The following is a 25,744-nucleotide window of genomic DNA, read 5'->3' as shown; positions in this document are numbered from 1 at the left end:
TTGCTACCTCTGACGCGGGCGATTGAAGCGGCTGCTCGGCCGCAGGAGGATCCAGGTGAACAGGCTGGCCGAGGCGGTGGCCGACCAGAACAGGAAGAAGGCGATGGTGTAGCCACCCATGCGCGAGAGTTCCAGTTCCGGGAAGGTCACGTCCCTGAGGACCAGCGGGTCGACGGCCATGAAGAACACCACCGTGGCCACGGCCGCCGCGAAGAACGAGGGCCAGAGGATCGCCCCCAGGCGCTGGGCCAGGGGGCGAGGCGGCGGATCGTTGACCGCCGCCGGCGGGATCGGATCCCGGTCAGTCATTGCCGGCGCCGTCGGCCGAGAGGCTCAGCACGTAGGCGGCCACCAGGCGGGCGCGGGCCTCGCCGAGCAGGCCGATCTGGGCCGGCATCATGCCCTGGCGGCCGTTGCGGATCGTCTCGCGGATCGTGTCGAGATCGCCACCGTAGGTGTAGACGCCGGCCGTCAGGTTCGGCGCGCCGAGCATCGGGTTGCCGGTGCCGTCGGGGCCGTGGCAGGCGGCGCAGAGCATGTCGAAGTTGCGCTTGCCGGCCGTGGCCATGGCGGTGTCGACCTCGTTGCCCGCCAGCTGCTGCACGTAGACGGCGGTGCGCGTGATCTGCTGCTCGTCGAGGCTGGCGGCGAAGCCCGGCATGGCGGCCTGGCGACCCTGGCCGATGGTGGTCCAGATCTGATCCGGGCTGTTGCCCCAGATCCAGTGGTCATCGGTCAGGTTCGGGTAGCCCACGGCGCCGCGCGCGTCCGAGCCATGACAGGTCGAACAGTTGTGCGCGAACAGGTTGCGGCCCATGCGCACGGCGTCCGGGTGCCGGGCCAGTTCGTCCAGGGGACGGGCGGCCAGTTCGCCGTAGGCTTCGTTGAAGGCTTCCGTGGCGCTGGCCATCTCGGCCTCGTACTGGCCTTCCGAACTCCAGCCCAGGGCACCCTGCCAGCGGCCCAGGCCCGGATAGAGGGCCAAGTAGGCCAGGGAAAAGATGACCGAGAGGTAGAACAGCCACAGCCACCAGCGCGGCATCGGGTTGTTCAGTTCGGCCAGGTCCTCGTCCCAGACGTGACCGGTGGTTTCCTTGCCTTCCTCATTGGTGGCCGAAGGCACGCGGGCCTTGCCGGTGGCGATGAACAGCCACACCATCACGGCCGTGAAGATGATCGTGATTCCGACCACGAACCAGTGCCAGAACGCGCTCATGATGTTCTCTCCTTGTCCTTTTGCGTGCCGCTGTCGTCGTCATCGAGCGGCATGTTCGCCTGTTCTTCGAAGTCCTTGCGATCCTTGATCAGGAAGACCCAGATCGCGATGGCCACGAAGGCCAGCATCGCGAACAGGGTCCAGATGCCCGAACTCATGAGTCGCCCCCGGCACGTGGTGCCACGCGCTGTCCGGTCCATTCCGTACCCAGGCCCTGCAGGTAGGCGATCAGGGCCTCGAGCTCGGTGGTGCCGGCCACTTCGAGCGCGGCGCCTTCGATCTGCTCGTCGGTGTACGGGTCGCCCAGGCGCTGCAGGGCGCGCATATGCGCCTGCAGGGTCTGGCCATCGACCACGCGTTCGGCCAGCCAGGGGTAGGCGGGCATGTTGGACTCCGGCACCACGGCGCGCGGATTGATCAGGTGCAGCTCGTGCCAGTCATCGCTGTAGCGACCGCCGACTCGGGCCAGGTCCGGCCCGGTGCGCTTCGATCCCCACTGGAAGGGTCGGTCGTAGACGAACTCGCCGGCCACCGAGTAGTGGCCGTACCGCTCGGTCTCGGAGCGGAACGGACGGATCTGCTGGCTGTGGCAGTTGTAGCAGCCCTCGCGGACGTAGACGTCACGTCCGGCGAGGCGGATCGGGCTGTAGGGCTCGACTCCTTCGGCCGGTTCGACCACCGCGCCCTTGAACATCAGCGGGACGATTTCGACCAGGCCGCCGAAGCTGATCGCGATCACGATCAGGACGCCGAGCAGGGCCGCGTTCTTTTCGATTTTTTCATGAAGCATGGTGCGACTCCTCGATACGGTCAGGCGTGGGCCGGGGCGCGAACGGGGACTTCACGTTCGCTTGCCGGGGCCATCTGCCAGGTCTTGATCAGGTTGTAGAGCATGATGAACATGCCGGACAGGAAGATCACGCCACCGAGCAGACGAAGCAGGTAGAAGGGCTCGGTCAGCTTCAGCACCTCGATGAAGGTGTAGGTCAGGGTGCCGTCATCGTTGAAGGTCCGCCACATCAGGCCCTGCATCACGCCGGCGATCCACATGGCGACGATGTAGAGCACCGTGCCGATCGTCGAGGTCCAGAAATGCCATTCGATCAGGCGCGTCGAGTACATGCTCGGCAGGCCCAGCAGGCGCGGGAACAGGCTGTACAGGGAGCCGATCGAGATCATGGCCACCCAGCCCAGGGCACCGGAGTGCACGTGGCCGATGGTCCAGTCCGTGTAGTGACTCAGAGCGTTGACCGTCTTGATCGACATCATCGGACCTTCGAAGGTCGACATGCCGTAGAAGCTGAGCGCCACGATCATGAAGCGCAGGATCGGGTCCGTGCGCAGTTTGTGCCAGGCACCCGACAGGGTCATGATCCCGTTGATCATGCCGCCCCAGCTCGGAGCCAGCAGCATCAGCGAGAAGACCATGCCGAGGGTCTGCACCCAGTCGGGCAGGGCGGTGTAGTGCAGATGGTGCGGGCCGGCCCACATGTAGATCGCGATCAGCGACCAGAAGTGGACGATCGACAGGCGGTAGGAGTAGACCGGGCGGCCGGCCTGCTTGGGCACGAAGTAGTACATCATGCCGAGGAAGCCGGCGGTCAGGAAGAAGCCCACGGCGTTATGGCCGTACCACCACTGGACCATGGCATCGACCGTGCCCGAGTAGATCGGGTAGGAATGCGTCAGCGTGGCCGGCATCGCCAGGTTGTTGACGATGTGCAGCACGGCAACCGTCAGGATGAAGGCGCCGAAGAACCAGTTGGCCACGTAGATGTGCTTGACCTGGCGCTTGACGATGGTGCCGAAGAAGACGATGGCATAGGCCACCCAGACCAGAGCGATCAGGATCGCCAGAGGCCAGATCAGCTCGGCGTATTCCTTGCCCATGGTCAGGCCCAGCGGCAGGGTGATGGCCGCGCCGACGATCACCGCCTGCCAGCCCCAGAAGGTGAAGGAGGCCAGAGCGTTGGAGAACAGGCGGGCGTGGCAGGTACGCTGGACGCAGTAGTAACTGGTCGCGAACAGCGCCGATCCGCCGAAGGCGAAGATCACCGCGTTCGTGTGCAGCGGGCGCAGGCGGCCGTAGCTCAGCCAGGAAATGCCCATGGTCAGGTCGGGCCAGATCAGCTGAGCGGCGATGATCACGCCGACCAGCATCCCCACGATGCCCCAGATGACGGTCATGACCGCGAACTGGCGGACGACCTTGTCGTTATAAGTAGTTGCGTGGCTCATTGAGACTCCCTTCTTGGAGATGCCGAGAAACGTGCCCGCGCATTGTCCCACCCGTGCCCCTCGACCCCAGTTGACCGGGATCAAACTTTCACGAATTCGGTAAGATGACGGTCGAGAAACCCCTGGACCGACACCCACTTGCCCACGCCCGGACTCGATTTCGACGATTGGCTGCTGACCGAGTCCGTGCGACGACGCGAGGAGCGCGTCGGGCGATGGCCGGATGACGCGGCCGCCGTGACCCTGGCCACGCGCGCCGGCAGCGATCTCAGCGATCGTCTCGTCGCACGCGCGCGCGCCCTGCCGGGCTCGGAGGCGGCCAAGGCCGATATCCGCAGCCTGCACCACCGTGCTCGCCAGTTCATCGGACTGCTCGTGGTGCTGGGGTTGCTGCTGGGCTGGCTGGCCGCGCGGACCAGCACCCTGGATCGCGAGCTCGATCTGTTGCTCGCCGGTGCCACCCTGATCGGCCTGCCGACCCTGATGCTGCTGCTCTGGTTGGTGCTGATGCCGATCAGCGCGCGCTGGCGATCCTCGGCGAGCCCGCGCCTGGCCCTGCTGCATCGGGCGCTGGCCTGGTCGGGGCCGCGCCTGTTCGATTCCGAACTCGCCGGCGAGCTGGCGCAGTCCGCTTCCTCCGCCCTGTCGACACCCGCCGGTCGCTGGTGGCTGGGCCTGAGTTCCCATCTGCTCTGGCTGGCCTACTCGGCCGGGGCGATCCTGGCCCTGACCATCTATTTCAGCGTGGCCCAGTACGATCTGAGCTGGGGAACGACGATCCTGAGCGAGTCGACCGTGATCGGCCTGATCCAGGCCCTGGCCGGGTTTCCGGCCCAGATCGGCCTGATGCCGATTCTCGACGAGGCCTTCATCGAACGGGGGCGGGTCGGCCAGCTGGCCGGCGCCGATCGCGCGCTCTGGGCGCATTTCCTGATGGTGCTGATGCTTGTCTACGTGGCCCTGCCGCGGCTGCTGCTGGTCCTCCTGTCCTGGATCTTCTGCCGCCGCGCGGCCAGACGCATGGGACTGGACACGGGCCGGGCGGGCTATCTGCGCCTGCAGGCGGACCTGATGCCCGATGGCCGCAGCGTGCGTCGTCTGGGCGAAGCGCCGACGCCGACGCCGAGGCGGCCGCGCAGGCGTTCGGCGGCGGCCGATGGCCCGGCGGTGCTGATCGGCGTGGAGCTCGCCGCCGGTATCGAGGCTCGGCTGGCCGAGGCCCTGGGGGATCGGGTGACCGACCTGGGGCCCGTCAGCAGTCGAACGCAGCGGCACGCTGTCGAGCAGGCGCTGAAGGGGCTGAAATCGCCGCCGCCCCTGCTCGTGGCGGTCTGCTCCCTGCTGCGCACCCCCGACACGGGCACGTCGCGGCTGCTCGACCGCCTGGCCGATGCCTCGCGGAGTGCCTTGCTGCTGGTGCTGGTCGATGGAGCGCAGCTGACGGCCCGGGGCGATGACCGGACCGCGCGCCGCGAGGACTGGACGCGCCTGGCCGAACAGGTGGGTGGGGACTGGATCGAGATCGAGGCATCCGACGTCTGGCCGGGCGAGTTCGAAGCGCTCGCGGCGCGCATCGACTCGGCGAAGGGCGGCGCATGAGTCTGCCCCTGCTGAAGGTCGCGGTGGTCGGCCACACCAATACGGGCAAGACCTCCCTGGTCCGGACCCTGACGCGCAACCGCGGCTTCGGCGAGGTCGCCGACCGGGGCGGGACCACGCGCCAGGTGACCACCACGGAGCTCGAGGTCGACGGCCGCGTGCTGATCGAACTCTACGACTCTCCCGGCCTGGAGAACGCGCCGGAACTGATCGAATGGCTGGATGCGCAGCCCGGCGAGCGCCATGCCGGCCCGGCGCGGGTGGCGCGTCTGCTGGATGATCCCGAGGCGCGACAGCGCTTCGACCAGGAGGCCCGGGTACTGGAGCTGATGCGCGCGGTCGACGTCGGTCTGTACGTGATCGATGCGCGCGAACCGGTGCTCGAAAAGTACCAGGACGAGCTGGCGATCCTGGCGATGTGCGCCAGGCCGATCGTGGCCGTGCTGAACTTTACCTCCGCGCCCGACAGCCGCGAGTCGGCCTGGCGGGAAGCCTTGGCGGAAGTCACCCTGCACACGGTCCTGGCCTTCGACGCGGCGGTGCGCGATCCGGCGACGGAGCGGCAGTTGTTCGAGAAGCTGCGCAGCCAGCTCGATCGCTTCGACGCCACCCTCGAGGCCTGGCTGGAGCGCCTGGCCGAGGACGAGGCGCAGCGTCAGACTGCGGCCCTTCGCAGTGTGGCCAGCCTGTTGATCGATGCCGCGGCGGCTCGCCGCCGCGCCGATGCGGAACAGCCGGAGGAGCTGGCTCGGGTCTCCGCAGCACTCCAGGATGCGATTCGGCGCCGCGAGCAGGCGACCGTGGATACCCTGCTGGCCCTGTATCGCTTCGGGCCCGAAGCCTATGAAGATGAAGCCTTGCCGCTCAGCGAGGGCCGCTGGGCGGATGACCTGTTCGATCCCGAGACCCTGAGGCTCCACGGCATCCGCGCCGGCAAGCTGGCGGGTCTGGGTGCGGGTGCGGGTGCCCTGGTCGATGTCGCGACCGGGGGCTTGAGCCTCGGCGCCGGCACGATCGTCGGGACCCTGGCCGGCGGTGGCTTGAGCCTGCTGCGCGGCCTGGGCTCACGCGCCGTGGATCGTCTCCGCGGGCGGGTCGGCGTGGCCATCGATGATGCCACCCTGATGTTGCTGCTGACGCGCCAGATCGAGTTGCTGGCCAGCCTGCGCGATCGTGGACATGGCAACCCTGACGCCATTCGCCCGTCCTCGCGCCCGGCCGGAGAGCGAGCGGCATTGCCCGCACCGCTGCGGCGCGCCCGGGTGCATCCAGAATGGTCGGAACTCAATCCTTCCGCGCGCCTGATCGAGCGGCAGCCGGCTCTAGCGGCCCTGACCGAGTCGCTCGAGGCAGCCTTGCGGCGCGAAGGCTGAGCCGGTCTTCCTCCTTCAGCTGCCCGGACAAAAAAATGCCCCGGCCGAAGCCGGGGCAAGAAACACTCGGGAATCGTCAATGGGAAGGAGGAACTGATGACTCCCGAGCCCCCTCGTCGAACGCTGGCCGAGACTGAAGAAGCCGGCGCTCGACGTGAGTCGGTTGAAACGTGAACGTGGTCAGGCTTTAGCGCACGCTCCCTGGAAAGGCCTGCGAGGCCTGGAATGCCGCGAGAATCTCCTGGCGCTGCCCGTCGATTCGGCGATGCGCGATCAGGTGGGTCCCGTCCGTGTCGATCACAAGCTCGACTTCCACCTCGTCGGTGTACTCGCAGGTGGAGTTCCGGTCGCTGGTGTCCTTGCAGCTCCGATCCGTGGAGCCTCTGTCTGAGCCGGACTCCGACTCGCCGCCGCCGGTGCCATGCACCAACAGTCCGTAAGCCCCGGGCCCCGGCCTGGCGGAGTTCGTCCGCAGGACCATCTCCAGGTAGTTCTGACCGTCCTCGATGTGCTGCTGGCCGGTGTAGATCTGTCCGTCGACATGCAGGGACACCATCACTTTGTTCTGGTCGACGCTGACCAGAGCCTGGGGTCCGGCCGCCGCCAGCTGGAATGATGCCATCAGGCCGGTCAAGCCCAGCAGCAGGTTCCTCGACCAGCGGCGCTGAAGCCTGAAGCCGCCGCCCTGGCCGAGGCCGGTGCCGCTTCTTTCAATGCCGGTGCCGCTTTTTTCGATGGCCAGTGCTGAATTCAGCGCACTCATGGGCGTCGCTCCTGTGCTGCTTGATGGGGTCATGGCTTGGGCGAGCTCGCACCAGGCCAAGAGGATTCGGGGCATTGCTCCCAGTAGTACCAGCCCACCCCGACCAGACACTGTTCGGGTTCGGATGGCGGGTCTTCTTCGCCGCCGAGGTAGTCCTCGAACTCGCGAATATGGCGTTCCAGCAGGCTGCGCACTTCGGTGCGGATCTCGTCGACTCGCTGTGACGGGATGCGGGTCGACCAGCGGTCCTGCTGCAGCCAGGGGGGCTGATTGTTGCCATAGCGGTCGATGTTGTGCATCACCGCGCGCCCCAGTCGACTCATGGCCAGGCTGCTGGCCTCGATGGTGGTCCTCTCGGAGGGCCGCACGGGCTGGTAGAAGGGGTCGAGCAGGCGCACGCGAGTGTCGTCTTCGCTGAGTTCGACGTTGCCACTGTCGAGCAGCTTTTCCAGCGCGGTCTGGACGGTCACGGCCCGCCCGGCGGCACGAGTCACCAGGCGCTGGAAGGTGGCGTGCGGACCATGGATGAGGAGCTCGGCCGGCTCGCCGCTGTCCGGGTCGAGAAAGGTCTCGTCGGTGGTCCAGCGGTCGAGGATGCTGGCTTCGGAGCAGACGTCCGAGGCCACGTAGTCGCGGTTGGCACTGTCTTCGAAGGTCTTGATGGCGCGGCCGTCCATGCCGCAGAGCAGGGCCAGGGCCGAGCGGGTGACCTTTCGATCCGGGTTCTGCGCCTGCAGGTAGGCGCGGGCCTCCTGCACGTAGGTCAGTCGAACGAGATCGACCAGCGCGCTGCAGGAAATCCGCCCGACGGAAAAGCGGACCACGGGCCGGACCATGCGCGACATGGCATCGACCAGCCAGTTGACGTCTCCATCCGGGGATCGCGCGGTCATCTGGCTCATTTCAGTGCTCCAGCGCCTCGGGCCGATGGAACAGGAAGCCCTGGGCGTAGTCCGCGCCGAGCTGGCGCAGCAGGTCAAGCTGGGATTGGGTCTCGATGCCTTCTGCGATCACCGAAGCCCCCAGCCCCAGACCGAGGGTCAGGATGCTCTGCACCACGGCCTGCTGGTTGCGGTTGTCTTCCAGTGCGTTGATCAGGCGCAGGTCGATCTTGAGGAGATCCACCACGCCTGCCGCGCACAGGTCGAAGCAATTGATGCGGCTGCCGAAATCATCCAGCGCGATGAGCACGCCATGCTCGCGCAGCAGACGGGCATGCCCGATCAGGCGTTCGCGATCATCGCAGTGCCCGTACTCCACCAGTTCCAGACACAGGGAATGGCCGGCTTCGCGCAGTTCGCCCTGAGCCTGCATGACGGCACGCAGGAAGTCGGCGTGGATCAGGGACTGGGGGTGTGAGTTGACGCTGATCCGGGTCGGCGTCTGGCGGAGCAGGGCCCAGGCTGCGGCGCGCTCGAGCACTTCGATGTCGGTGAGATGGGGCGCGCGTTCGAGGTACAGGCGCTCGATGAAGCGTTCGGGGCTCCAGCCGCGATAGCGGCCGTGCGGGCGGATCAGGATCTCGAACCAGTCCAGATCGCTCGCGGCCTGCTTGCGCTGCGCGGCGATGGGTCGAATCGACTGCGCGGCGAAGCCGCAGTGCACGGCTTCGGCACTGATCGGCATCAACTCCACGGCGGTCTTCGCGTCCATCGTCCTGGTCTCGATTCTCAAAGTTGACAAAAATGTAGATTGACAATATCGGCAATTTTGCCGGAATGCAAGCTTTTTCTGCGCGCCGGCTTCGGGCGCGGTCGCTTGAGGGCGATGGTCGAAATCCGCTATGGTTCGTGCTGGTCAGGTTCCGGTGGCTTCATGCTGGCTTTGCGCACAGGTCTGATTTGCGTGGTGCTCCTGGTCACGGGCTGTGGGCAGGCGCCGGAAGATCGGGCCGTCTTTCGCTACGCGCTGCAGGGCGCGCCGGGCAGTCTGGATCCGGTGCAGGCGGACAACGCCTACGCGGCCAGCCTGGTCAACAACCTCTACGACACCCTCTATCGCTACCGCTATCTGGCGCGGCCTCATGAACTGGTGCCTTCGCTGGCGCTGACCATGCCCCAGCTGTCCGAGGACGGCCTGGAGCTCACCATTCCCATCCGGCCCGGTGTCCACTTCATCGACGATCCGGCCTTCCCGGATGGCCGTGGCCGCGAGGTGCTGGCGAGCGATGTCGTGTATTCCCTGGCCCGGCACTTCGATACCGCGTCGCGTTCTCGCGGCGCCTGGCTGTGGCGAGACCGCATCGTCGGCCTGGACAGCGCGTCCGTGGTCGACGGCGCGCTGCCGGACGGGGCGGGCCTGGAGGCCGTCGATGACTACACGGTCCGCGTGCGTCTGAGGCAGCCCTTTCCGCAATTTGCCCATACGCTCGCGACCGCCCTGTCGGCAATCGTCCCGCGTGAGGCCGTCGACCACTATGGCCCCGGGTTCGGCATCCATCCGGTCGGATCCGGGCCCTATCGGCTGCGCCAGTTCGATGCCAATCGGGCGGTGCTTGAGCGCAATGCCGGCTTCGACCGGGGTCCTTTCGATCTGGCGGCCGAAGGGTTTCGGATCGAAGGCCAGGCCGGCCTCGGCCTCGAGCAGCTCGAGGGACGCGCCTACCCCTTCATGGATCGACTGGAGATCGAGTTCATCAACGAACCGATGGCTCGCTGGAACAGCCTGCGCTCGAGTCGTGGTGTGGACGCGGCCATCATTCGTCCCGATCTGGCCTCGGTGGTGCCGGAGGCCGCCGGGTCGACGGTCCTGCCGCCGAGCCTGGCTCCGACCTTTCGGGCCTGGGCCAGCCTCGAGTCGGGCTTTGCCTACTACGGTTTCAACATGTCCAATCCGGCGCTCGGAGATCATCCGGACCCCCTTCGTGAGGAGGCGAATCGAGCGCTGCGCTGTGCGCTCCGCGATGCCTTCGATTGGGACGCTCGCAACGCCGCCTTCTATCGAGGGGCGGGTCAGGCCTTTCCGGGGGTGATTCCACCGGTTCTGGACGCCTGGGATCCGGCCCTGAGCAGCGCCTCCATCGAATACGCGCCGGATCGAGCGCGACAGCGCCTGCGCGAGGCCGGCTGGACGGCCGAGAACCTGCCCGCCCTCACCATCGGCATCGAAGCAGGGGTCGAGCAGCGGCAGATGTTCGAACAGCTCCGCGCCTGGTGGGTGGAGATCGGCTATCCCGCCGATCGCCTTCAGGCCCGGGTCCTGCCCAGCTTCGGCGAATACCTGCGTGCGATCGCGGACGGCGAACTCGACGTCTTCCTGTTGAGTTGGACCCTGGCCTATCCCGACGCGCAGTACGCCCTGCAGCTGTTCTATGGACCCAACGCCGCACCCGGGGCGAACAGCTTCAACTACCGGAACGAGGACTACGACCGCTGGTTCGAGCAGGCGGCCAGGCTGCACGCCGGCCCGGAGCGCACGGCGCTCTATCGCGCCATGAACGAGCAGGTGATCGATGATTGTGTCTTCATCGGTTCGATGTCCCGGATCCGGCTCCAGCTCTGGCGCCGGGACCTCGTCATGCTGCCCGACGAGGGTCCGGCCCTGGGCCTGTCCTGGCGTTTCATCGACCGGTCTTCCGACGCGCCATGAATCGCAGGCAGCTTGGCGCCTGGGCACGATCGCTGCTTTCCGCCGTGCCGCTTCTGCTCGGCGCGACCCTGCTCGCGTTCTACCTCATCGCTCAGTTCGGCCCGGACACCCGCTTTGCGCAGGTCGGTCGGGGCGCGGATGCGGCCGGTCTGGAGGCGCTCGCCCGACAGCTCGACGAGCATCGACCCTGGCTGCTGCGCTACGTCGACACCCTGGCAGGCTGGTTTCGCCTCGACTTCGGTCATGCGGCGATCAGTGGTGAACCGGTGGCCGCACTGCTCGCGCGCACGCTGCCCGTCAGCCTGCTGGCGCTGATGCCGGGGTTCGTCCTCGGCCAGCTTCTCGCCCTCGGCCTGGCGCTGGCCGGGGCCTGGCGAATCGGCCGGTGGCCCGATCGCCTGGTGGGAGCGCTTTCGGCCACCAGCATGAGCCTGTCGCTGATCGTGGTCCTGATCGCGTTGCAGAGCCTGTTCGGAGTCTGGCTGGACTGGCTGCCGGTGCGTGGCTGGTCCGCCGCCGGCCCGGTGGACTATCTCCGCCACGTGACCCTGCCGACCCTGGTCATCGTGGTCACCAGCCTGGGTTACCAACTGCGCTTCTTCCGCACCCTGTTTGTCGAGGCCCTGTCCGATCCGCCGGTCAGGACGGCTCGAGCCTACGGCCTGCCGCCCCGGCGCATCCTGCTCGGCTACGTGCTGCGAACGGCCCTGTTGCCGATCAGTACGCGCATCCTCTACGCCCTGCCGGTGCTGCTGCTTGGCGGCAGCCTGGTGCTGGAGAATCACTTCGGCATTCCCGGCGTGGGGCAGGTTGCCTACGAGGCCTTGCTGGCCGGTGATGAACAGGTGCTGATGGCACTGGTCGGAGGGGGCAGTGTGTTGCTGATCCTGTTGCATGCGCTCAGCGGCGGTCTGCTCCGGGCGCTCGATCCTCGTCTGGCGAGGCCTTCCCGATGAGTCGCAGGGATTCCGTTCGTGCCGTAGGAAACACTCGGGGGGCGAGTTGGGTGGCGTGCTTCGTTCTGGCGGTGTTCGCGGTGGCCGTGCTGGGGGTCTGGATGGGCGTCTGGGGAACGGAGTGGCGGGCGATCGCCGGGACCGGTTGGCAGGCGCCATCCTGGGCGCATCCCCTGGGCACCAACCGTCTCGGGCAGGACATCTTCGATCGTCTGCTGGTCAGCCTGAGCCAGGCCTTTACCTTCGGTTTGCCGCTGGCCATCGGCTGCACGCTCCTCGGTGGCGCCGTCGGTCTGCTGGCAGGCTGGACCGAGGGCCGGCTGCCGGACCGAGTGCTGCTTGGACTGGTCGGCATCATCGAGGCGATGCCCGTCTACGTGATCCTCGGCTTGCTGGTGCTGGCCTGGCGGGACTGGAGTGCGGGTCTGGCAATGGCCGTCATGCTGGTGCTGTGGACCCCGACCGCCCGCCTGATGCGCGTGCGCGCCATCGAGCTCAGGCAGGCACGCTTCATCGAAGCTGCGCGCGTGGCTGGCGCGGGTCGCTGGCGAATCCTGATCGAGCACGTGCTGCCTCACAGCGCGCCGCTGCTGCTGGTGCAGGGCTCGCTGATCTTCATCACGGCAATCAAGGCCGAAGTGCTCCTCAGCTTTCTCGGCATCAGCCTGGGCGATTCGATGAGTTTCGGTTTCATGCTGGCCGAGGCGGCCGACGACGTTCTGGCGGGCCAGTTCTGGAATTTTGCTGCCGCCTCGCTCGGTCTGCTGGCCCTGATAAGCTCGGTTCAGTACTGGGCCGACCGGTTGCAGGCAAGGATGGACCCGCGCCGCCTCGGGTCCGCCCTGTCGCTTCGGGTGGCACCGCTCTAGCGCCCGATGGAGATACGGCGGGTTTCAGGCCCCTGTTCTGGCTCTGATCGGTCGATTCAAGCCGCTCTGGTCTGAGGCTGGAATTGTGGACTGGTTCACGCTACAATCGGGGCGCCTGTAGGATATGGCAGTGAGTTCAAGGTCGTTCTTCCCTCCAGATTTACCTCCGAAAACCCCACTCCTACTCTGCAAGCGTTTTCATTTTTTATTTGCAAAGGTAGTAAGTAACATGGCAACTGGTTCCGTCAAGTGGTTCAACGAGGCGAAGGGTTTTGGTTTCATCAGTCAGGACGATGGTGGCAAGGACGTTTTCGTGCATTTCAGCGCCATTCAGGGCTCGGGTTTCAAGACCCTGGCAGAAGGTCAGAAAGTGTCCTTCGACATTCAGGACGGCCCGAAGGGCCCGCAGGCAGCCAACGTGGTGCCCGCCTGATCTCGTCCTGCTTCAAGGATGACTCGAGAGAGCCCCGCCAAGTGCGGGGTTCTTTCGTTATGGGGAAGGGCTTCTGCGGACAGGCGGATGCGCTCGGTCCGGCTCGGGCATAATTCTTCTGCCACCACGGTTTCGAGGAACGATCATGAGCGACGAGACATTCGGCCAGGCCGAGGCCGGACAAGGCCAAGCCGACCAGGCGCTGCCGCTGGATCCACCCCTGAGTGCCGAGGAAGCACGGGTGCTGGGCTGCCTGATCGAAAAGGAGTCGACCACTCCGGAGACCTACCCGCTGACCCAGAATGCCTGCATGACGGCCTGCAATCAGAAGACCAGTCGCCATCCGGTCATGAAACTCGACCCCGGCCGCGTCGGCCAGGCCCTGCGCAAGCTCGAGCAGCGTGAGCTGGTGCGTAGCGATTTCGGCGCTCGCGCCACCCGCTACCGTCATCGCGTCGATTCGGCGCTGGAGCTCACGCCCGGCCAGCGCGCCCTGATCGGCCTGCTGCTGTTGCGCGGACCGCAGACCCTGTCCGAGCTCTACACCCGCAGCGAGCGCATGCACCGCTTCGATGATCTCGACGATGTGGCCTACAACCTCGAGCGTCTGGCCTCGCGCGACGCACCCATGGTGGTCCGCCTGCCACGAGCGGCGGGGCAGCGCGAAGACCGCTATGCCCATCGCCTCTGCGGCGAGCCGGAGATGCCGCCGCCCGCGGCCATGGCGCCTGCCGCTCCCGCCACGCCGGCCGATGCCGATCTGGTGGAGCGGGTGGCCGAGCTGGAGCGTCGCCTGGCCGCCATCGAGGCCCGACTGGACGAAGACTGAGGCCGGCTAGCCGGCCTTGCCCTGGCCGGTCAGGGCGTCGAGCCGTTCCGCGGCCGCCTGGAATTCGAAGCGCTCGATCCGGCGTTCGATGTCGTCGAGATCGCTCTGGGCCCAGTCGCAGTTCGGGTGCCGCCGCAGGCGCCGCCAGAGCGCTTCGCTGTCCGGTTCGCCGAATTCGAGATGGCGGCGCAGCCGTTCGATCAGCGACTCCAGGTCGATCGCCTCGTCCGCCTCCGATCCGCCCTCCGAATCGATGCCTGCCGGTGCCTCGACCATCGCGCGATCGAGGTGTCTGGCCAGGGTCTCGATGAGCTGGCGGGGATCGAAGGGCTTGTTCAGAAAATCATCCATGCCGCCGGCCAGGCACTGGTCGCGCAGGCCCGCCAGGGCCTGGGCGGTGAGGGCGATGATCGGGATGCCCGGTGAATGCTTGCCGGCGCGGATGCGCGCGGTCAGCTCCAGGCCGTCCATGCCGGGCATGTGCAGGTCCATCAGGATCGCATCGAAGCGCTGCCTTTCGATCAGCGTCAGCGCCCGAGGCCCGTCCTCGGCGCATTCGACCTGGACGTTCTGACGGGTGAGCAGACGGCGCACGACTTCCTGGTTGACCGGATTGTCCTCGACCACCAGCACACGAACGCCGCTCAGATCGGTCTGCAGTCCGGCGATCCTGCCCTTGACTTCCTGCCCCTCGGGCAGGGGCACGGTGAAGACGAAGCTGCTGCCCTGGTCGGGCACGCTAGTGGCCTCCAGCGAGCCGCCGAGCCGCTCGCTCAGTTCTCGGGCGATGCTCAGTCCCAGACCGGTGCCGCCGTAGCGACGGGCGGTGCCCGCCTCGGCCTGGGTGAAGGGTTTGAACAGGTCCCCCAGGCGGGCGGCATCGATACCGATGCCCGTGTCGTTGACCTCGAAGGCCAGGCGGTCGCCGTTCAGGCGATGAACACGCAGGCGCACGGCACCCCTGGGCGTGAACTTGATGGCGTTGGCGAGCAGGTTGATCAGCACCTGCTTGACCCGGAGCGGGTCGCCACGAACGATCCGCGGCAGGTCCTCGTCCAGTTCCAGGGTCAGGGACAGGCCCTTCTCGCGGGCCTGCACGGAAAACAGATCCTCGAGCTCCTCGATCAGGTGCAGGAGATGGAAGTCGACGGACTCGATCATCAGCTCGCCGGCCTCGATGCGCGAGAAATCGAGCACGTCGTTGACCAGACCCAGCAGGGTGCGGCCGGCGCGTCCGACCTTGCGCATGTAGTCACGTCCCTCCTTCAGATCCTCGCTCGATTCACCCAGGTAGGAGAAGCCGATGATGGCGTTGATCGGGGTCCGGATTTCGTGGCTCATGCTGGCCAGGAAGGCGCTCTTCGCCCGGGTGGCGGATTCGGCGTCCTCGGCGGCCTTGCGCAGCTGGTGGGTGCGCTCTTCGACCAGGGCTTCCAGGCGTTGACGCTCCGCGCGATCGGCACGGGTTCGCCAGTGGATCAGCAGCAGCAGGGCCAGTGCTCCAGCGAGGGCATAGGCGATCCAGGCCCAGACGCTGCGGTACCAGGGCGGAAGAATGTCGAACTCGTAGCCGGCGACCGGGCTCAGTTCGCCGAAGACGTTGCGTGCTCGAACCTCGAAGCGGTAGGCGCCCTCGCGCAGGTTCGTGTAGTCGCGATAGGTCTCCTGCGACCAGGCCGACCAGTCCTCGTCCTGGCCGACCAGGCGAGTCTGGTAGAAGAGCTGCTCCGGCGCCTCGAACCAGGGGGCAACGTAGCGCAGGCGCCAGGCCTCGGTCGAATAGTCGAAGCGGTCGGGCTCGACCGGAGCCGCCGTGGCCAGCCCGTCGCCGTGCAGGATCGGAGCGTCGTTGGAACCGAAGGATCGGATCAGCACCCGGAAGCGGGTGTCCGGTTGGGTCGGGCCGGAGGGATCGAGGAGGAACAGGCCTTCATCACCGCCGAGCCAGCCCCGGCCGTCGGCTTCGAAAAGCGAGGCAAATAGATTGCGTGAGGGCAACAGACTCAGCGCCTGCGGACCTTCGACCTGGAACTGTCCCGAGGCGTCCAGGCCGAGCAGGACCACGCGGTCGGGCAGGCTCTGCCGTTGTTCGCCGATCAGCAGTCGTCCTTCCCGATCGATGCCGGCGGCCGCGTTGGCCGACAGATGCTCCGGGTCGTTCAGGAAATCATGGAAACGTGGATCGGGGTCCAGACGAGCGGAGTCGGCGTCGAGACGGTAGAACAGGGAGTCGTTCCAGATCAGCGGACCGTCGGGCGAGTCCATCGCCACGACCCGATGGTTCGAGGCCAGCCCCTGTTCGGGTCCGAAGTGCAGCACATCGCTGTCCGGGTATTCGCCGTGAGCATCGGCGAGCCTCGGGTCGAAGCGCAACAGGCCGTCCTGGTCGCCGCCGGCGAGCAGGGCGCCGCCTTCATCCGCCGCGAAGGAGCGGATGAAGCTCCGGGTGCGGATGCGCGGGGACTCGTACTGCCACTGCCCCTCCCGGCGGACCAGGGTGGAGATCCCGAGGTTGTGACCCATCCAGACACGATCGGGCTGCTCGTCCGTGCGATAGAAGGCCATGTAGGGCGCCGCGGTCTCATGGAGCAGGCGGAGTTCGGTGTTCTCGTCGAGCAGCATCAGCCGCGTGCTCATCCCGACCAGCAATCCTTCGTCGAGGGACAGCAGGGACCAGACCTGACCCGCCGCGTCGGACAGGGCCTCGAAGCGGCCGTTGGCCGGGTCGAAGCGATGCAGGCCGGCGGTGCTGCCGACAAACAGCTGGCCTTGATGACGGGCCAGGGACAGGACCATCCCGTCCATGCCGAGCTCGCTACCGAAGCGCGTCAGCTGCGGCAGCGTGCGAACTCGGGCGATGCCGTTGCCCAGGCCCATCCACAGCCCGCCCGAGGGGCCGAGTCCGAAGCTGAGCACCTGGTTGCCGGCCAGGCCCCGGTTCTGGTCGACGTGCTGCAGGATCCGTGCCTGGCCATCGATCAGCAGCAGGCCGTGCGACAGGGTGGCCACGCCGAACACGCCCTCGCCGATGGCGCGGGCGTTGTAGATGCGGGTGCCCCGGAGCGGGTGGCCCTCGGGCAGCTCCAGCGGTGTGAGTTCACCGTTCTCGAACTCGAACAGGCCGCCGTCCTGGGTGCCGACGAGGGCGCGCCCGGGTCGCTCCGGCAGCGGCGCGTGCAGAATCGTGGTCAGCCGCAAGCCGTTCAGCGCGCCGGCCTCGGTCCAGGGCTCGAAGCGACCGTCGGCCAGGCGGTGCAGGCCCAGGGTTCCATCATTGACCAGCAGCTGGCCGCGATACACGAAGCTGCGGATCATCTGGGTCGAGATCTGCCAGGAGCGAAGCTTTTCACCGTCGAAGAAGAACACGCGCGCCAGGCTCTGGAAGTAGACGCCGCCATCGAGGGCGTGGGTCCACCAGACGTCGGCGAAGTCACGCTCCGCCTCAGGGATCAGAGGATTGAGGGACACGAAGGCCATCTGGCCCGTAGAGTCCGGCGCCAGGTAGCCGATCTCGCCCTGACCGCCGATGTAGACGCGGCCGTCCTCGCCCAGGGCCATGGAGCGTACGCCGGTGCGCTGCTCGGTGAAGAGCTGGCGCCATCGCTCCCCATCGAACTCCAGCGGACCGGAGGTGTTGCCGAAGTACATCACGCCGCGCGGATCACTCACGACCGCCCAGTTCTGGGGCTGCGAACCATAGTCGCGGGGTGAATGGTTGCGAACCTCGCTCTGCCCGTGACCGGGGCTGAGCTGGGCCAGGCTCGACGCACTGACCAGCAGCAGGAGAAGGAAGCTCAGTCGGGCCATCCGGGAGCGGTCAGAGTTGTACGACACGATTGCGTCCCTCCTTCTTGGCCTGGTACAGGGCTCGATCGGCGCGTTCGATCAGGGCCTGCGCGGGCTCGGCGCTGAGCGCGCCCGAACTGGTGCCGACGCTGATGGTGACCTGGCCGGTGTCGGGCTGATCGCGGTGTGGCAGCTCGGCGCGCAGCATGGCATCGCGCAGCCGCTGGGCCTGATCCAGGGCCACCGTCCGGTCGGCTCCGGGCATCAACAGGGCGAACTCCTCGCCGCCGTAGCGCGCCAGCAGATCGTCCCCGCGCCGCCGTGCTGCAGCCAGCGTCGCGGCGACTTCGCGCAGGCAATGATCGCCGGCCAGGTGTCCGTAGCGATCGTTGTAGGCCTTGAAGAAGTCGACATCGATCATCAGCACGCTCAGGCTGTCGGCCCCGCTGCGCTCACCCGTGCTCAGCTCGTTCAGGTACTGGTCCAGGCGGCGGCGATTGGGCAGGCCGGTCAGACCGTCGATGAAGGCATGGCGCTGGAGCAGATCGCTGTAACGCTTGAGCTCGAGATGCGTATGGATTCGCGCCCGGACCACGGCCTGGTTGAAGGGCTTGGTGATGTAGTCGACGGCGCCGAGCTGCAGGCCGAGAATCTCGTCGGCCTCGTCCGAGCGGCCGGTCAGGAAGATGATCGGTACGTGGCGAAACTCGGGCTTTTCCTTGAGCGTGCGGCAGACCTCGTGGCCGTTCATGCCGGGCATTTCCACGTCGAGGATGATCAGGTCGGGCTGGACCCGCTCGGCCAGGCGTAGGGCATCGCGGCCGTTGCTGGCGGCGCTGACCTGGTAGCGGTCGGACAGGATGCTGGCGAGCAGCCGTAGATTGGTGGGCATGTCGTCAACGACCAGAATTCGCCCGCCGAGGATCGATCCGTCGATGGTCATGGACATGCGCCCCCGGAAGTCTCCCCAAGGAAAGTACTGGAGTATAGGCGATGGCCGCCGCTCCGGACAGCGCCTCCCGGCCCGGCTCAGCCGCAGCTCAGGCGCTCGAAGTCGTCGGCCAGATCGGTGATGCGTTCGCGGAACTCGCGCTTCTGTCGAGGACTGGACAGGGCGTGGACATCGGCCAGGGCTTCCAGGGTCCGGGCGCGATTGTGGTTCATGAGCTCCGTGTACTCCGCCGACCACCCGGCGCCGGGTTCCAGCAGGGAGCTGAGCCGCTCATCGAAGCGCGGGCGCTGCCCGCGAAGCTCCAGGATTTCGGCCAGCTCGGCCCGCCATTGCAGTCGATGGGCCAGGGCGTGCGGGGCGCTGAAGCGCAGGGACTCGGCCCAGGCGGTCAGGCGCTCGCGTTGCGCCTCGTTGACGCTGCCGGCAAAGCGCTCGATGCCGCGCACCAGGCTGTCGATCTGGTTCTGCCGGCGAACGGCGGCCTCGACGACGATCTCGTCTTCGATCAGCTCCCGATTGCGCTGGTCGATGCCGGCCAGCAGCTCCCCGACCTGTTCGTCGTCCAGGCTGGCGAACAGATCGACGATGGTGGGCATCGAATGGGCCACGAGTCGCTGGCCGAACTCGCTGACCGTGCGGCCGTGACGCTCGAGGGCCTCGGCATCGAGGCGCTCGGAGGCCAGGTCGGCATCGAAGCGCTCCAGAAACGCCACGTAGTCGGGCAGCTCGCTGGCACAGTGCCAGTCCAGCTTGGCGTCCAGGGCATCACGCACGGCCAGGGTCTGTTCGGCGCTCAGGGTGATCTGCTTGTTCACCCAGCGCATGATCAGCCAGTCGAGGTTGTTGTAGGCCAGGCGTACACCGCAGGCGCTGGTGGCCAGTGCCAGGACGAGGATCAGGACAATACGGGTTGGCCAACGCATGGGCAGGAGCTTAACCCTGCCTTGATAAAGCCCTTGTTAATCGTTTGGCAAAATCTTCCCGGCGTCGAACATTCGGGTGATCGACATCAGCCCGCTGGCGGGCCTGCCGTTGGCACCTAGCCCAGATCGCCCGGATCCATGGGCGGCATCCGGCGCGCTTCGGGGCAGTGGAAGGGCTGGCCGCTCCGGCCCGCGTGGTAATACACGTCGCCGTTGGCATCCCGGAGATGAATGAAGAAACCGGGCACCAGGGCCTGCGTGTAGGCCATGCCCGGCTCCGGACAGCCCATGGACCCGTCGTTCCAGGTCACGACCCGGGCTTCGACCACTTCGATGGCCTCCATGCTCGATCCAGCGCGCTCGACGAGGTCCTTGCGGGCCGCTTCCACGGCCTGCTCCAGGGTCATGCGAGCCGGGGGCGGGGCGGTCGAATCCATGACGGCCGCCGGGGCCGACTCGGATCCGTTTTCGGTCTCGCTGGCCGCCGTCGGGGTCGAATCGGCACCGGTCTCGGTATCGGGATGGTCACCCGAATCCGAACCGGAACAAGCGCCCAGCAGCGCGGTAGCCACAAGCAGAGCAAGCAGATGGAGACGAGACGGCATCGAAGCGTTCCCTCTTTTCATTGATGGTGAACAATCCCCCAGCGGCCCGGCCTGAAGTGCTCAGGACGATGCGGCGCCAGACCGAGGCCGAATGTAGCACGGCCCGAAGCATCCTGCCGCCGGCGCTATCGGGGGGCGTCTTCGTCCATCGATCCCGGGTCGATCGGCGGCAGGCTGCGCTCGGCAGGGCAGTGCATGGGATCGTGCACTCGGTTGCCGTGGTAGAAGGCGTCCTCGCCGCCATGGCGGAGCTGGATGTAGTAGCCGGGCACGAGCGCCTGGGTGTAGAACATGCCCGGTTCCGGGCAGCCCATCGAACCATCGCCCCAGGTCACGGCCTCGGCGCGGACGACCTCGATCGCGTCCTGGTCGACCTGGCGTTGCTGCGCGAGATCGCGGCGAGCCGCTTCGACGGCTTGCTCGAGGGAAAGCCGGGTCTGCGTCGTGCTCATGATGCGTTCCTCCTGTTCGGCGGCGGCCGGACGGGTGTCCATGCGGTCGGTGACCTGGCCGCCGCAGCCGACCAGCAGCAGTGCGCTGGCCAGGGACAACAGGGCGGGTCCCGCTGGATTCATGCCTGGGCTACCATGCGTGGTGATTGTCCCCTCAGGGTAAAGGATTCGATTGATGGACACAGGCCGCTGCCCCTGGTGTGGCGATGATCCGCTCTACCAGCACTACCACGACACCGAATGGGGCGTGCCGGTGCAGGACGATCGGACCTGGTTCGAATTCCTGCTGCTCGAAGGGGCCCAGGCGGGGCTGAGCTGGATCACCGTGCTGCGCAAGCGCGAGGCCTATCGCCAGGCTTTCGCCGATTTCGATCCCGAGGCCGTGGCGCGCTTCGACGCGCAGGACGAGGCCCGTCTGCTGACCGACCCCGGCATCGTGCGCAACCGCCTGAAGATCAGCTCGGCGGTCAGCAACGCCCGCGCCTTTCTCGAACTGCAGGAAGAACACGGCAGCTTCAATGACTGGATCTGGGGCTGGGTGGATGGCCGGCCAATCATCAATCGCTTTGCGACGATGGGCGAGGTTCCAGCCTCGACCCCCCTGTCGGAGGCGATGTCGAAGCAGCTGAAGAAACTCGGCTTCCGCTTCGTCGGTCCGACCATCGTGTACGCTTTCATGCAGGCCACCGGTCTGGTCAACGACCACCTGGTCAGCTGCCCGCGCTGGGCCGAGCTACAAGAGGAAACGAGTCAATGATGCCCGACGGCTCCTACACGGTCGATGCCCTGCTGAAGTTTCTCAAGCAGGCCGGCATGGAAGGCATGATCAACCCGGCGGTGGCGCGCAGTCGGCGCAATGCCATCGAACAGCTTCAATCGGAGATGAGCGACGAGGAGCGGCGCGACCTGCGCTGTCTCGACGTGGACCAACTCGCGTCGCGTTTCCACAAGCTCGAGGGCTCGAGCATCCGCGTCGAGGCCCTGGCGCTCTACGTCGAGCGCTTCAAGTCCGCCCTGGAAGACTTTCTCGGGTGGAACGAACACCCGGCCAGCTTCAAGACCGTGGGCGGGGACAAGGCGCGAGCCGTGCCCCGGCGCCCGGACGGGCGTTCGGCGATCAGCCAGGAACAGGCCGAGGCGGAACGGACCAGCATGGAGATTCGGGAAGCGCCCGCGGCGGTGGTCCCGATCGCACTGCGCCCGGACCTGACCGTCCACGTGGCGGGCATTCCGATCGACCTGACCCGGTCCGAAGCCGAGCGGATCGCCCGCGTGGTTCGGGCCTATGTGGTCGACGAGGACGCTTCGACGGAGGACGGGAAATGAACCGCCTGCTCCTCGTCGCGCCGATGCTGATCTTCGGCATCTGCGGCATCGGGCTGTGGATGCTGCTGATCAATCCGGATCTCAGCGGTCCCTTCCATGACGACCTGGTCCCCGAGCTGATCTCCTTCTGCATCGAGGGCTTCATCCTGATCGGCCTGTTGACCCTGATCCAGCACTCACGCGAGCAGGCGCGCCGCCGCGAGCTGTGGCTGAGCCTGCGCGGTTCCTTTCGTGATCTGCTGAGCTGCCTCGACATCGCTTTCCTCGAGCCCAACGGCGAACCGGCCGCCTCGCGCGAGCTGGAAACCGATCCCAAGGTCATCGATCGGATGATCGAACAGCTGGCGAAGAAGCACCCGGATCTGGACAGCCTGATCGCCCTGCGTCGCGAGGGCGAGGAGACCCTGGCCCTGACCCGCGATCTGGTGGCGGTGGCTGCCCAGCTGTCGGCCACGCACATGAACTGGTGGATTGCCATCGTCGACAGCATCCGTCGCCTGTCCGAAGCCAGGGATCGCGAGAGCCTCGAGCACAGCGCCCACGAGATGCTGGTCAATATCCGCGAGTTCGATCGCCTCGACTACTGAGCCCCGAGCACGTTTCTCACGCAGGGGCATGGCGGATGCGCTTGCAGCGAGGCCGCTGTCGGAAGCATCGCGAATCCGAAATTGAGCCCCTTTCTGCCCGAATAGCGTTGTTCGGTGAGAGATCAACGCAAAGAGGGACGGCCCATGTGTATCTGGCTTCGTCGTATCGCCCTGAGCATGGCGGTGGGGGGCGGGCTCTGCCTGCCGTTCGGTCCGGCGCTGGGCGGCACCACGCCCGAGAGCCTCTGGTGGGGTGAGGCGCGTCTGACCATTCAGGGTGAAGCGCCCGACGACCTGTTCGGCCAGGGCGGCGCCATCGACGGTGACTGGGCGGCGATCGGTGCACCGGGCCGAAATACGGGCCTGGGCAACAATACCGGGGCGGTCAATTTCTTCCAGCGGGTCGGCAATGCCTGGGTCGATCGAGGCCTGGTGGTTCCCAACGGTCTGAGCGCCGGCGACAGCCTGGGACGCGATGTCGCCCTGGACTACCCGATCGCCGTGGCCAGCGCGACGAGCACGGCGGTGGGCGGCGATGTCGTCGGCGGGATCTACGTCTTCGAGCACTTCGATGGCAACTGGGAGACCTTCCAGATCCTGCCGCCGGTGTTGGCCGAAGCGGTGTCCTTCGGCTCGTCGGTGGCCGTTCACGGCGATCGGATTGCCGTGGCCGATTTCGCCACGGACAGTTTCACCGGGCGAGTTCACGTCTACCGTCGCCAGGGGCTTTCCAGCTGGACCCATGAACAGACCCTGATTCCCGGCGACGCCACGGCCGATGACGTGATCGGTCAGGACTGGTCCCTGGCCCTGGGTCCCGATCGCCTGGTCATGGGCGGGGCCGGGCACGAAGCCGCCGGCAACTTCGCGGGGGCGGCCTGGGCCTTCGAGTACAACGGGTCGAGCTGGGTCGAGACCCAGAAGCTGCTGCCCAGCAGCTTCAATGGTGGCGGCCTGAACCTCGGTCGTTTCGGACGCTCCCTGGACATGGACGGCGACGATCTGGTGATTGGCAGCACCCAGTCGACGGCCGGCACGACGGCAGGCAGCGGTCTGATCTATGTCTACCGGCACGATGGATCGAGTTGGCAGCTGCAGGCGCGCCTGATCAATTCGACGGCGAACACGGTGATCGGCCAGCAGGTCCGCATCAGTGGCGATCGGATCATCAGCGATCCGGGCAACAATGGCGGTGATCCGACCCAGGTGTTCGACCGTAGCAGCGGCCCCTGGGCCTTCGTGGCCCTGCTCGATGATTCGACACCCAGCTTCGATGTCTTCGAGCTCGATCCTCCACTGCAGAACCGGGGGCAGATCGACATCAGCGGCGATCACATTCTGATCGGCTCCTACAACGACGACCAGAACCGCGGTTCCAGCCATGTCTTCGACTGGCGAGTGAATGCCCGGAGCGAGATCGTGTCGATCAGCCCGTCGCCGGCCGATGTGGGTCAGTCGGTCACGATCACGGCCCAGGTCAGCAGCGCCAGCCAGACGGTGCAGAACGGCTTCGTCACGATTCGTGATGCCGACTCCGGCGGCTTCCTCTGCGTCGGTCTGCCCGTCAATGGATCGGGTCAGGCCAGCTGTACGCGCTCCTTTCCTGTCGCGAGAACCTGGAACCTGGACGCGCTCTATCAGCCTCAGAACACCTTCAGCAACGACCTGTCCGCGGCCGTGGCCCTCGAGGTGCTGCCGGCACCGACGATCACCCAGATCATTTCGACCTCTCCGAACCCGTCCCTGGTCGGCCAGCCGGTGCAGGTCGGCTTCACGGTCGCCGAGCCGCTGCGCGCGGCGTCCGGCGGGCTGGCCGGTGACCCGCCGCCGGTGCCCACGGGTGAGGTGGTCGTCAGCGACGGCGTCGATCAGTGCCAGTTCACCCTGAGTACGCCGGATCAGGGCAGTGGGTCCTGCGCCCTGGTGCTCCGGACCGCCGGCCAGCGGAGCCTGACGGCGAGCTATGCGGGGGATGCCCTGTACGCGGCCAGCGTCTCGTCGAGCGTGATCCAGACCGTCGAGGCGCCGCTGCTGATCAGCGCCCAGCCGGCGACGATCCTGACGGCCCAGTCGAGCACCCTCAGCGTCAGCGGCGGCAGCGGCAGTTACGAGCTGGCCTTGAGCGAAGGCGCCTCGTTCTGCCAGCTGACCGGCAACCAGGTGACGGGGCTGGCCGCGGGCGAATGTCAGGTGACCGCGACCAGCCTGCCGGTGGAAGAACGTGGCGAGGCTCAGTCGGCCAGCGTCGTGATCCGGGTGGTCGATGCCAGCGGGGTGGATCTCGAGATCCTCATCGCTCCGGCCCAGATCGAGGAGCGAGGTGCCGGCTCGGTGCCGGCCGGCGGCTGCAACCCGGTCCGGTTCGAAATCCTGGTGAACCATCGTGGGACCGATGTGGCTGCCCAGGTGCGCCTGCAGGCGCCGGTGCCGAGGGGGCTGCTCGCGCCGGTGAGCTGGACCTGTATGGCACCGGCCGGCAGCTGCACGCCCGCGAGTGGTAGCGATGGGGTGGATGTCGAGTTCGCCCTGGCCGTCGGCGAGACCTCGGTAGTGGATCTACAGGGCTGCGCCGATCCGAATGCCGCCTGGATCGAACTGGAGGCCGCCGCCAGCCTGCCCGATGGTACGCCCCTGCTGTTCCCCGAATCGGCGGCGGGTCGGCTGTACGCACCGATCAATGGCGACGGCCTGTTCCGCGACCGCTTCGACTAGGCGCGCTCGGCGCAGAGCGGTTCCGCTCGTCCTCGTCCTGCCTACCAGCGGTGGTAGGCAGGGTGGCCGGGCTCGACGGCCACGAACTTGCCGACACAGTGGTCACAGAGCTTGTCGCCGGCGAACAGCTGGCCTTCGACGGTCACCACCTTGCCGTCCGATTCCACCACCCAGGCTTCCAGATGCAGTGGGCCGTCGGTGGGGGTGGGGCGGCGCAGCTTGATGGTGTACTCCATCGTCACCGTGCAGGGCGGACGTTCCAGGCCCTGCGAGTCCATCAGGTGCCAGGCCGCGGTCCAGTTGCAGTGGCAGTCCAGCAGGGAGCCGATGATGCCGCCGTTGAGCACCCCGGGGAAGGCCTCGTGATGGGGCTCGGGCGTCCAGTCGGCCACCACCTTGTCACCCTGGACGAAGGAGCGGATGCGCAGCCCCTTTTCGTTCGATGGCCCGCAGCCGAAGCAGGCGTTGTGCGGGGCGTAGGTTTCCTGCAGGCAGCGAGGTTCTTGCATCGCGACATCCTCCGAGAGTCTTCGGGCA

25 protein-coding genes are annotated in these 25,744 nt (G+C 66.9%); 11 read left to right on the top strand and 14 right to left on the bottom strand.

What is annotated here, in order from left to right; all coding sequences use genetic code 11:
• Nucleotides 1-3 precede the first annotated feature (3 nt).
• Genes WM2015_RS13895 through ccoN form a run of 5 tightly spaced genes read right to left on the bottom strand, consistent with a single transcriptional unit; the run spans nt 4 to nt 3,454 of the window.
• On the bottom strand, nt 4-309 hold the full coding sequence (locus WM2015_RS13895; protein WP_049726617.1) for a hypothetical protein: 306 nt from the start codon (nt 307-309) through the stop codon (nt 4-6).
• Nucleotides 302-1,216, bottom strand: coding sequence for a cytochrome-c oxidase, cbb3-type subunit III (ccoP, locus tag WM2015_RS13890; RefSeq protein ID WP_049726616.1), 915 nt, complete (start codon nt 1,214-1,216; stop codon nt 302-304). The genes WM2015_RS13895 and ccoP overlap by 8 nt, the downstream gene beginning before the upstream one ends.
• Nucleotides 1,213-1,374 carry a cbb3-type cytochrome oxidase subunit 3 gene (locus WM2015_RS15680; protein ID WP_169751194.1) on the bottom strand — a complete coding sequence of 54 codons (162 nt, stop codon included), beginning with the start codon at nt 1,372-1,374 and terminating at the stop codon, nt 1,213-1,215. Before WM2015_RS15680 ends, ccoP begins: the two co-directional genes overlap by 4 nt.
• Nucleotides 1,371-2,006, bottom strand: a complete 636-nt coding sequence (gene ccoO, locus WM2015_RS13885; RefSeq protein ID WP_049726615.1) for a cytochrome-c oxidase, cbb3-type subunit II — start codon at nt 2,004-2,006, stop codon at nt 1,371-1,373. The genes WM2015_RS15680 and ccoO overlap by 4 nt, the downstream gene beginning before the upstream one ends.
• A gap of 20 nt (nt 2,007-2,026) precedes the next feature.
• A complete protein-coding gene (ccoN, locus tag WM2015_RS13880; RefSeq protein ID WP_049726614.1) occupies nt 2,027-3,454 on the bottom strand; it encodes a cytochrome-c oxidase, cbb3-type subunit I in 1,428 nt (475 codons plus the stop codon).
• A gap of 138 nt (nt 3,455-3,592) precedes the next feature.
• Between ccoN and WM2015_RS13875 the strand changes: the two genes are divergently transcribed.
• Both WM2015_RS13875 and WM2015_RS13870 read left to right on the top strand, forming a co-directional pair.
• Complete coding sequence (locus WM2015_RS13875) at nt 3,593-5,053, top strand: DUF2868 domain-containing protein (RefSeq protein WP_049726613.1); 1,461 nt, start codon at nt 3,593-3,595, stop codon at nt 5,051-5,053.
• Nucleotides 5,050-6,426, top strand: a complete 1,377-nt coding sequence (locus WM2015_RS13870) for a GTPase/DUF3482 domain-containing protein (protein ID WP_049726612.1) — start codon at nt 5,050-5,052, stop codon at nt 6,424-6,426. Before WM2015_RS13875 ends, WM2015_RS13870 begins: the two co-directional genes overlap by 4 nt.
• A 187-nt stretch (nt 6,427-6,613) precedes the next feature.
• Here the strand turns inward: WM2015_RS13870 and WM2015_RS13865 are convergent, their stop codons facing one another.
• The 3 genes from WM2015_RS13865 to WM2015_RS13855 are packed head-to-tail and all read right to left on the bottom strand — an operon-like array spanning nt 6,614 to nt 8,842.
• Nucleotides 6,614-7,189 (bottom strand): hypothetical protein, encoded by a 576-nt coding sequence (locus WM2015_RS13865; RefSeq protein WP_049726611.1) that lies wholly within the window; start codon nt 7,187-7,189, stop codon nt 6,614-6,616.
• A 29-nt stretch (nt 7,190-7,218) separates the two neighbouring features.
• On the bottom strand, nt 7,219-8,091 hold the full coding sequence (locus tag WM2015_RS13860) for a hypothetical protein (protein ID WP_049726610.1): 873 nt from the start codon (nt 8,089-8,091) through the stop codon (nt 7,219-7,221).
• A gap of 1 nt (nt 8,092) precedes the next feature.
• The gene (locus WM2015_RS13855; protein ID WP_049726609.1) at nt 8,093-8,842 is read right to left on the bottom strand and encodes an EAL domain-containing protein; all 750 of its coding nucleotides are present in this window, start codon (nt 8,840-8,842) and stop codon (nt 8,093-8,095) included.
• Nucleotides 8,843-9,034: 192 nt separating this feature from the next.
• Here WM2015_RS13855 and WM2015_RS13850 point away from each other — a divergent pair, with 192 nt between their 5' ends.
• The 5 genes from WM2015_RS13850 to WM2015_RS13830 all read left to right on the top strand — a co-directional run bounded on the left by WM2015_RS13850 (nt 9,035) and on the right by WM2015_RS13830 (nt 13,864).
• The gene (locus tag WM2015_RS13850; protein WP_156201224.1) at nt 9,035-10,777 is read left to right on the top strand and encodes an ABC transporter substrate-binding protein; all 1,743 of its coding nucleotides are present in this window, start codon (nt 9,035-9,037) and stop codon (nt 10,775-10,777) included.
• Nucleotides 10,774-11,733: an ABC transporter permease gene (locus WM2015_RS13845; RefSeq protein WP_049726607.1), complete on the top strand. Its 960-nt coding sequence runs from the start codon at nt 10,774-10,776 to the stop codon at nt 11,731-11,733. The genes WM2015_RS13850 and WM2015_RS13845 overlap by 4 nt, the downstream gene beginning before the upstream one ends.
• A gap of 50 nt (nt 11,734-11,783) precedes the next feature.
• Nucleotides 11,784-12,602, top strand: a complete 819-nt coding sequence (locus WM2015_RS13840; protein WP_049726606.1) for an ABC transporter permease — start codon at nt 11,784-11,786, stop codon at nt 12,600-12,602.
• 229 nt (nt 12,603-12,831) lie between these two features.
• Nucleotides 12,832-13,035 carry a transcription antiterminator/RNA stability regulator CspE gene (cspE, locus tag WM2015_RS13835; RefSeq protein WP_049726605.1) on the top strand — a complete coding sequence of 68 codons (204 nt, stop codon included), beginning with the start codon at nt 12,832-12,834 and terminating at the stop codon, nt 13,033-13,035.
• Nucleotides 13,036-13,180: 145 nt separating this feature from the next.
• Nucleotides 13,181-13,864 carry a YceH family protein gene (locus WM2015_RS13830; RefSeq protein ID WP_082169776.1) on the top strand — a complete coding sequence of 228 codons (684 nt, stop codon included), beginning with the start codon at nt 13,181-13,183 and terminating at the stop codon, nt 13,862-13,864.
• Between the two features lie 6 nt (nt 13,865-13,870).
• Here the strand turns inward: WM2015_RS13830 and WM2015_RS13825 are convergent, their stop codons facing one another.
• The 5 genes from WM2015_RS13825 to WM2015_RS13805 form a co-directional block, all read right to left on the bottom strand.
• Nucleotides 13,871-17,698 (bottom strand): response regulator, encoded by a 3,828-nt coding sequence (locus WM2015_RS13825; RefSeq protein ID WP_156201222.1) that lies wholly within the window; start codon nt 17,696-17,698, stop codon nt 13,871-13,873.
• Entirely contained in the window at nt 17,682-18,599 is a 918-nt protein-coding gene (locus WM2015_RS13820; protein ID WP_049726603.1) for a diguanylate cyclase, read from the bottom strand. Before WM2015_RS13820 ends, WM2015_RS13825 begins: the two co-directional genes overlap by 17 nt.
• A gap of 80 nt (nt 18,600-18,679) precedes the next feature.
• Complete coding sequence (locus tag WM2015_RS13815; protein WP_049726602.1) at nt 18,680-19,525, bottom strand: DUF6279 family lipoprotein; 846 nt, start codon at nt 19,523-19,525, stop codon at nt 18,680-18,682.
• Nucleotides 19,526-19,641: 116 nt separating this feature from the next.
• Entirely contained in the window at nt 19,642-20,130 is a 489-nt protein-coding gene (locus WM2015_RS13810) for a hypothetical protein (RefSeq protein ID WP_156201220.1), read from the bottom strand.
• A gap of 125 nt (nt 20,131-20,255) precedes the next feature.
• Entirely contained in the window at nt 20,256-20,705 is a 450-nt protein-coding gene (locus WM2015_RS13805; protein WP_156201218.1) for a hypothetical protein, read from the bottom strand.
• A gap of 52 nt (nt 20,706-20,757) precedes the next feature.
• On the opposite strand from WM2015_RS13805, the gene WM2015_RS13800 reads away from it, so the two are divergent.
• From WM2015_RS13800 to WM2015_RS13785, 4 genes are all read left to right on the top strand, one after another.
• A complete protein-coding gene (locus tag WM2015_RS13800) occupies nt 20,758-21,339 on the top strand; it encodes a DNA-3-methyladenine glycosylase I (protein ID WP_049726599.1) in 582 nt (193 codons plus the stop codon).
• Nucleotides 21,336-21,908: a hypothetical protein gene (locus WM2015_RS13795; RefSeq protein ID WP_156201216.1), complete on the top strand. Its 573-nt coding sequence runs from the start codon at nt 21,336-21,338 to the stop codon at nt 21,906-21,908. Before WM2015_RS13800 ends, WM2015_RS13795 begins: the two co-directional genes overlap by 4 nt.
• The gene (locus tag WM2015_RS13790; RefSeq protein WP_049726597.1) at nt 21,905-22,495 is read left to right on the top strand and encodes a hypothetical protein; all 591 of its coding nucleotides are present in this window, start codon (nt 21,905-21,907) and stop codon (nt 22,493-22,495) included. The genes WM2015_RS13795 and WM2015_RS13790 overlap by 4 nt, the downstream gene beginning before the upstream one ends.
• 144 nt (nt 22,496-22,639) lie before the next feature.
• Nucleotides 22,640-25,207 carry an Ig-like domain repeat protein gene (locus WM2015_RS13785; RefSeq protein ID WP_049726596.1) on the top strand — a complete coding sequence of 856 codons (2,568 nt, stop codon included), beginning with the start codon at nt 22,640-22,642 and terminating at the stop codon, nt 25,205-25,207.
• 41 nt (nt 25,208-25,248) lie between these two features.
• On the opposite strand, the gene WM2015_RS13780 is transcribed toward WM2015_RS13785, so the two are convergent.
• The gene (locus WM2015_RS13780) at nt 25,249-25,716 is read right to left on the bottom strand and encodes a PaaI family thioesterase (RefSeq protein WP_049726595.1); all 468 of its coding nucleotides are present in this window, start codon (nt 25,714-25,716) and stop codon (nt 25,249-25,251) included.
• Nucleotides 25,717-25,744 lie beyond the last annotated feature (28 nt).

The sequence above is a fragment of the Wenzhouxiangella marina genome (assembly GCF_001187785.1).
GTDB lineage: Bacteria > Pseudomonadota > Gammaproteobacteria > Xanthomonadales > Wenzhouxiangellaceae > Wenzhouxiangella > Wenzhouxiangella marina.
Note: the sequence above shows the minus strand (reverse complement) of the source record. Positions and strands in the feature narration are given on the sequence as shown.

Excerpts from the sequence above, each read along its gene's own strand:
- cspE (WP_049726605.1), top strand. The coding sequence starts at position 12,832 with ATGGCAACTGGTTCCGTCAAGTGGTTCAACGAGGCGAAGGGTTTTGGT.
- WM2015_RS13790 (WP_049726597.1), top strand. The coding sequence starts at position 21,905 with ATGAACCGCCTGCTCCTCGTCGCGCCGATGCTGATCTTCGGCATCTGC.
- WM2015_RS13805 (WP_156201218.1), bottom strand. The coding sequence starts at position 20,705 with ATGAATCCAGCGGGACCCGCCCTGTTGTCCCTGGCCAGCGCACTGCTG.
- ccoO (WP_049726615.1), bottom strand. The coding sequence starts at position 2,006 with ATGCTTCATGAAAAAATCGAAAAGAACGCGGCCCTGCTCGGCGTCCTG.
- WM2015_RS13800 (WP_049726599.1), top strand. The coding sequence starts at position 20,758 with ATGGACACAGGCCGCTGCCCCTGGTGTGGCGATGATCCGCTCTACCAG.
- WM2015_RS13845 (WP_049726607.1), top strand. The coding sequence starts at position 10,774 with ATGAATCGCAGGCAGCTTGGCGCCTGGGCACGATCGCTGCTTTCCGCC.
- WM2015_RS13830 (WP_082169776.1), top strand. The coding sequence starts at position 13,181 with ATGAGCGACGAGACATTCGGCCAGGCCGAGGCCGGACAAGGCCAAGCC.
- WM2015_RS13815 (WP_049726602.1), bottom strand. The coding sequence starts at position 19,525 with ATGCGTTGGCCAACCCGTATTGTCCTGATCCTCGTCCTGGCACTGGCC.
- ccoP (WP_049726616.1), bottom strand. The coding sequence starts at position 1,216 with ATGAGCGCGTTCTGGCACTGGTTCGTGGTCGGAATCACGATCATCTTC.
- WM2015_RS13780 (WP_049726595.1), bottom strand. The coding sequence starts at position 25,716 with ATGCAAGAACCTCGCTGCCTGCAGGAAACCTACGCCCCGCACAACGCC.
- WM2015_RS13895 (WP_049726617.1), bottom strand. The coding sequence starts at position 309 with ATGACTGACCGGGATCCGATCCCGCCGGCGGCGGTCAACGATCCGCCG.
- WM2015_RS13855 (WP_049726609.1), bottom strand. The coding sequence starts at position 8,842 with ATGGACGCGAAGACCGCCGTGGAGTTGATGCCGATCAGTGCCGAAGCC.
- WM2015_RS13785 (WP_049726596.1), top strand. The coding sequence starts at position 22,640 with ATGTGTATCTGGCTTCGTCGTATCGCCCTGAGCATGGCGGTGGGGGGC.
- ccoN (WP_049726614.1), bottom strand. The coding sequence starts at position 3,454 with ATGAGCCACGCAACTACTTATAACGACAAGGTCGTCCGCCAGTTCGCG.
- WM2015_RS13810 (WP_156201220.1), bottom strand. The coding sequence starts at position 20,130 with ATGCCGTCTCGTCTCCATCTGCTTGCTCTGCTTGTGGCTACCGCGCTG.
- WM2015_RS13820 (WP_049726603.1), bottom strand. The coding sequence starts at position 18,599 with ATGTCCATGACCATCGACGGATCGATCCTCGGCGGGCGAATTCTGGTC.
- WM2015_RS13860 (WP_049726610.1), bottom strand. The coding sequence starts at position 8,091 with ATGAGCCAGATGACCGCGCGATCCCCGGATGGAGACGTCAACTGGCTG.
- WM2015_RS15680 (WP_169751194.1), bottom strand. The coding sequence starts at position 1,374 with ATGAGTTCGGGCATCTGGACCCTGTTCGCGATGCTGGCCTTCGTGGCC.
- WM2015_RS13870 (WP_049726612.1), top strand. The coding sequence starts at position 5,050 with ATGAGTCTGCCCCTGCTGAAGGTCGCGGTGGTCGGCCACACCAATACG.
- WM2015_RS13865 (WP_049726611.1), bottom strand. The coding sequence starts at position 7,189 with ATGAGTGCGCTGAATTCAGCACTGGCCATCGAAAAAAGCGGCACCGGC.
- WM2015_RS13795 (WP_156201216.1), top strand. The coding sequence starts at position 21,336 with ATGATGCCCGACGGCTCCTACACGGTCGATGCCCTGCTGAAGTTTCTC.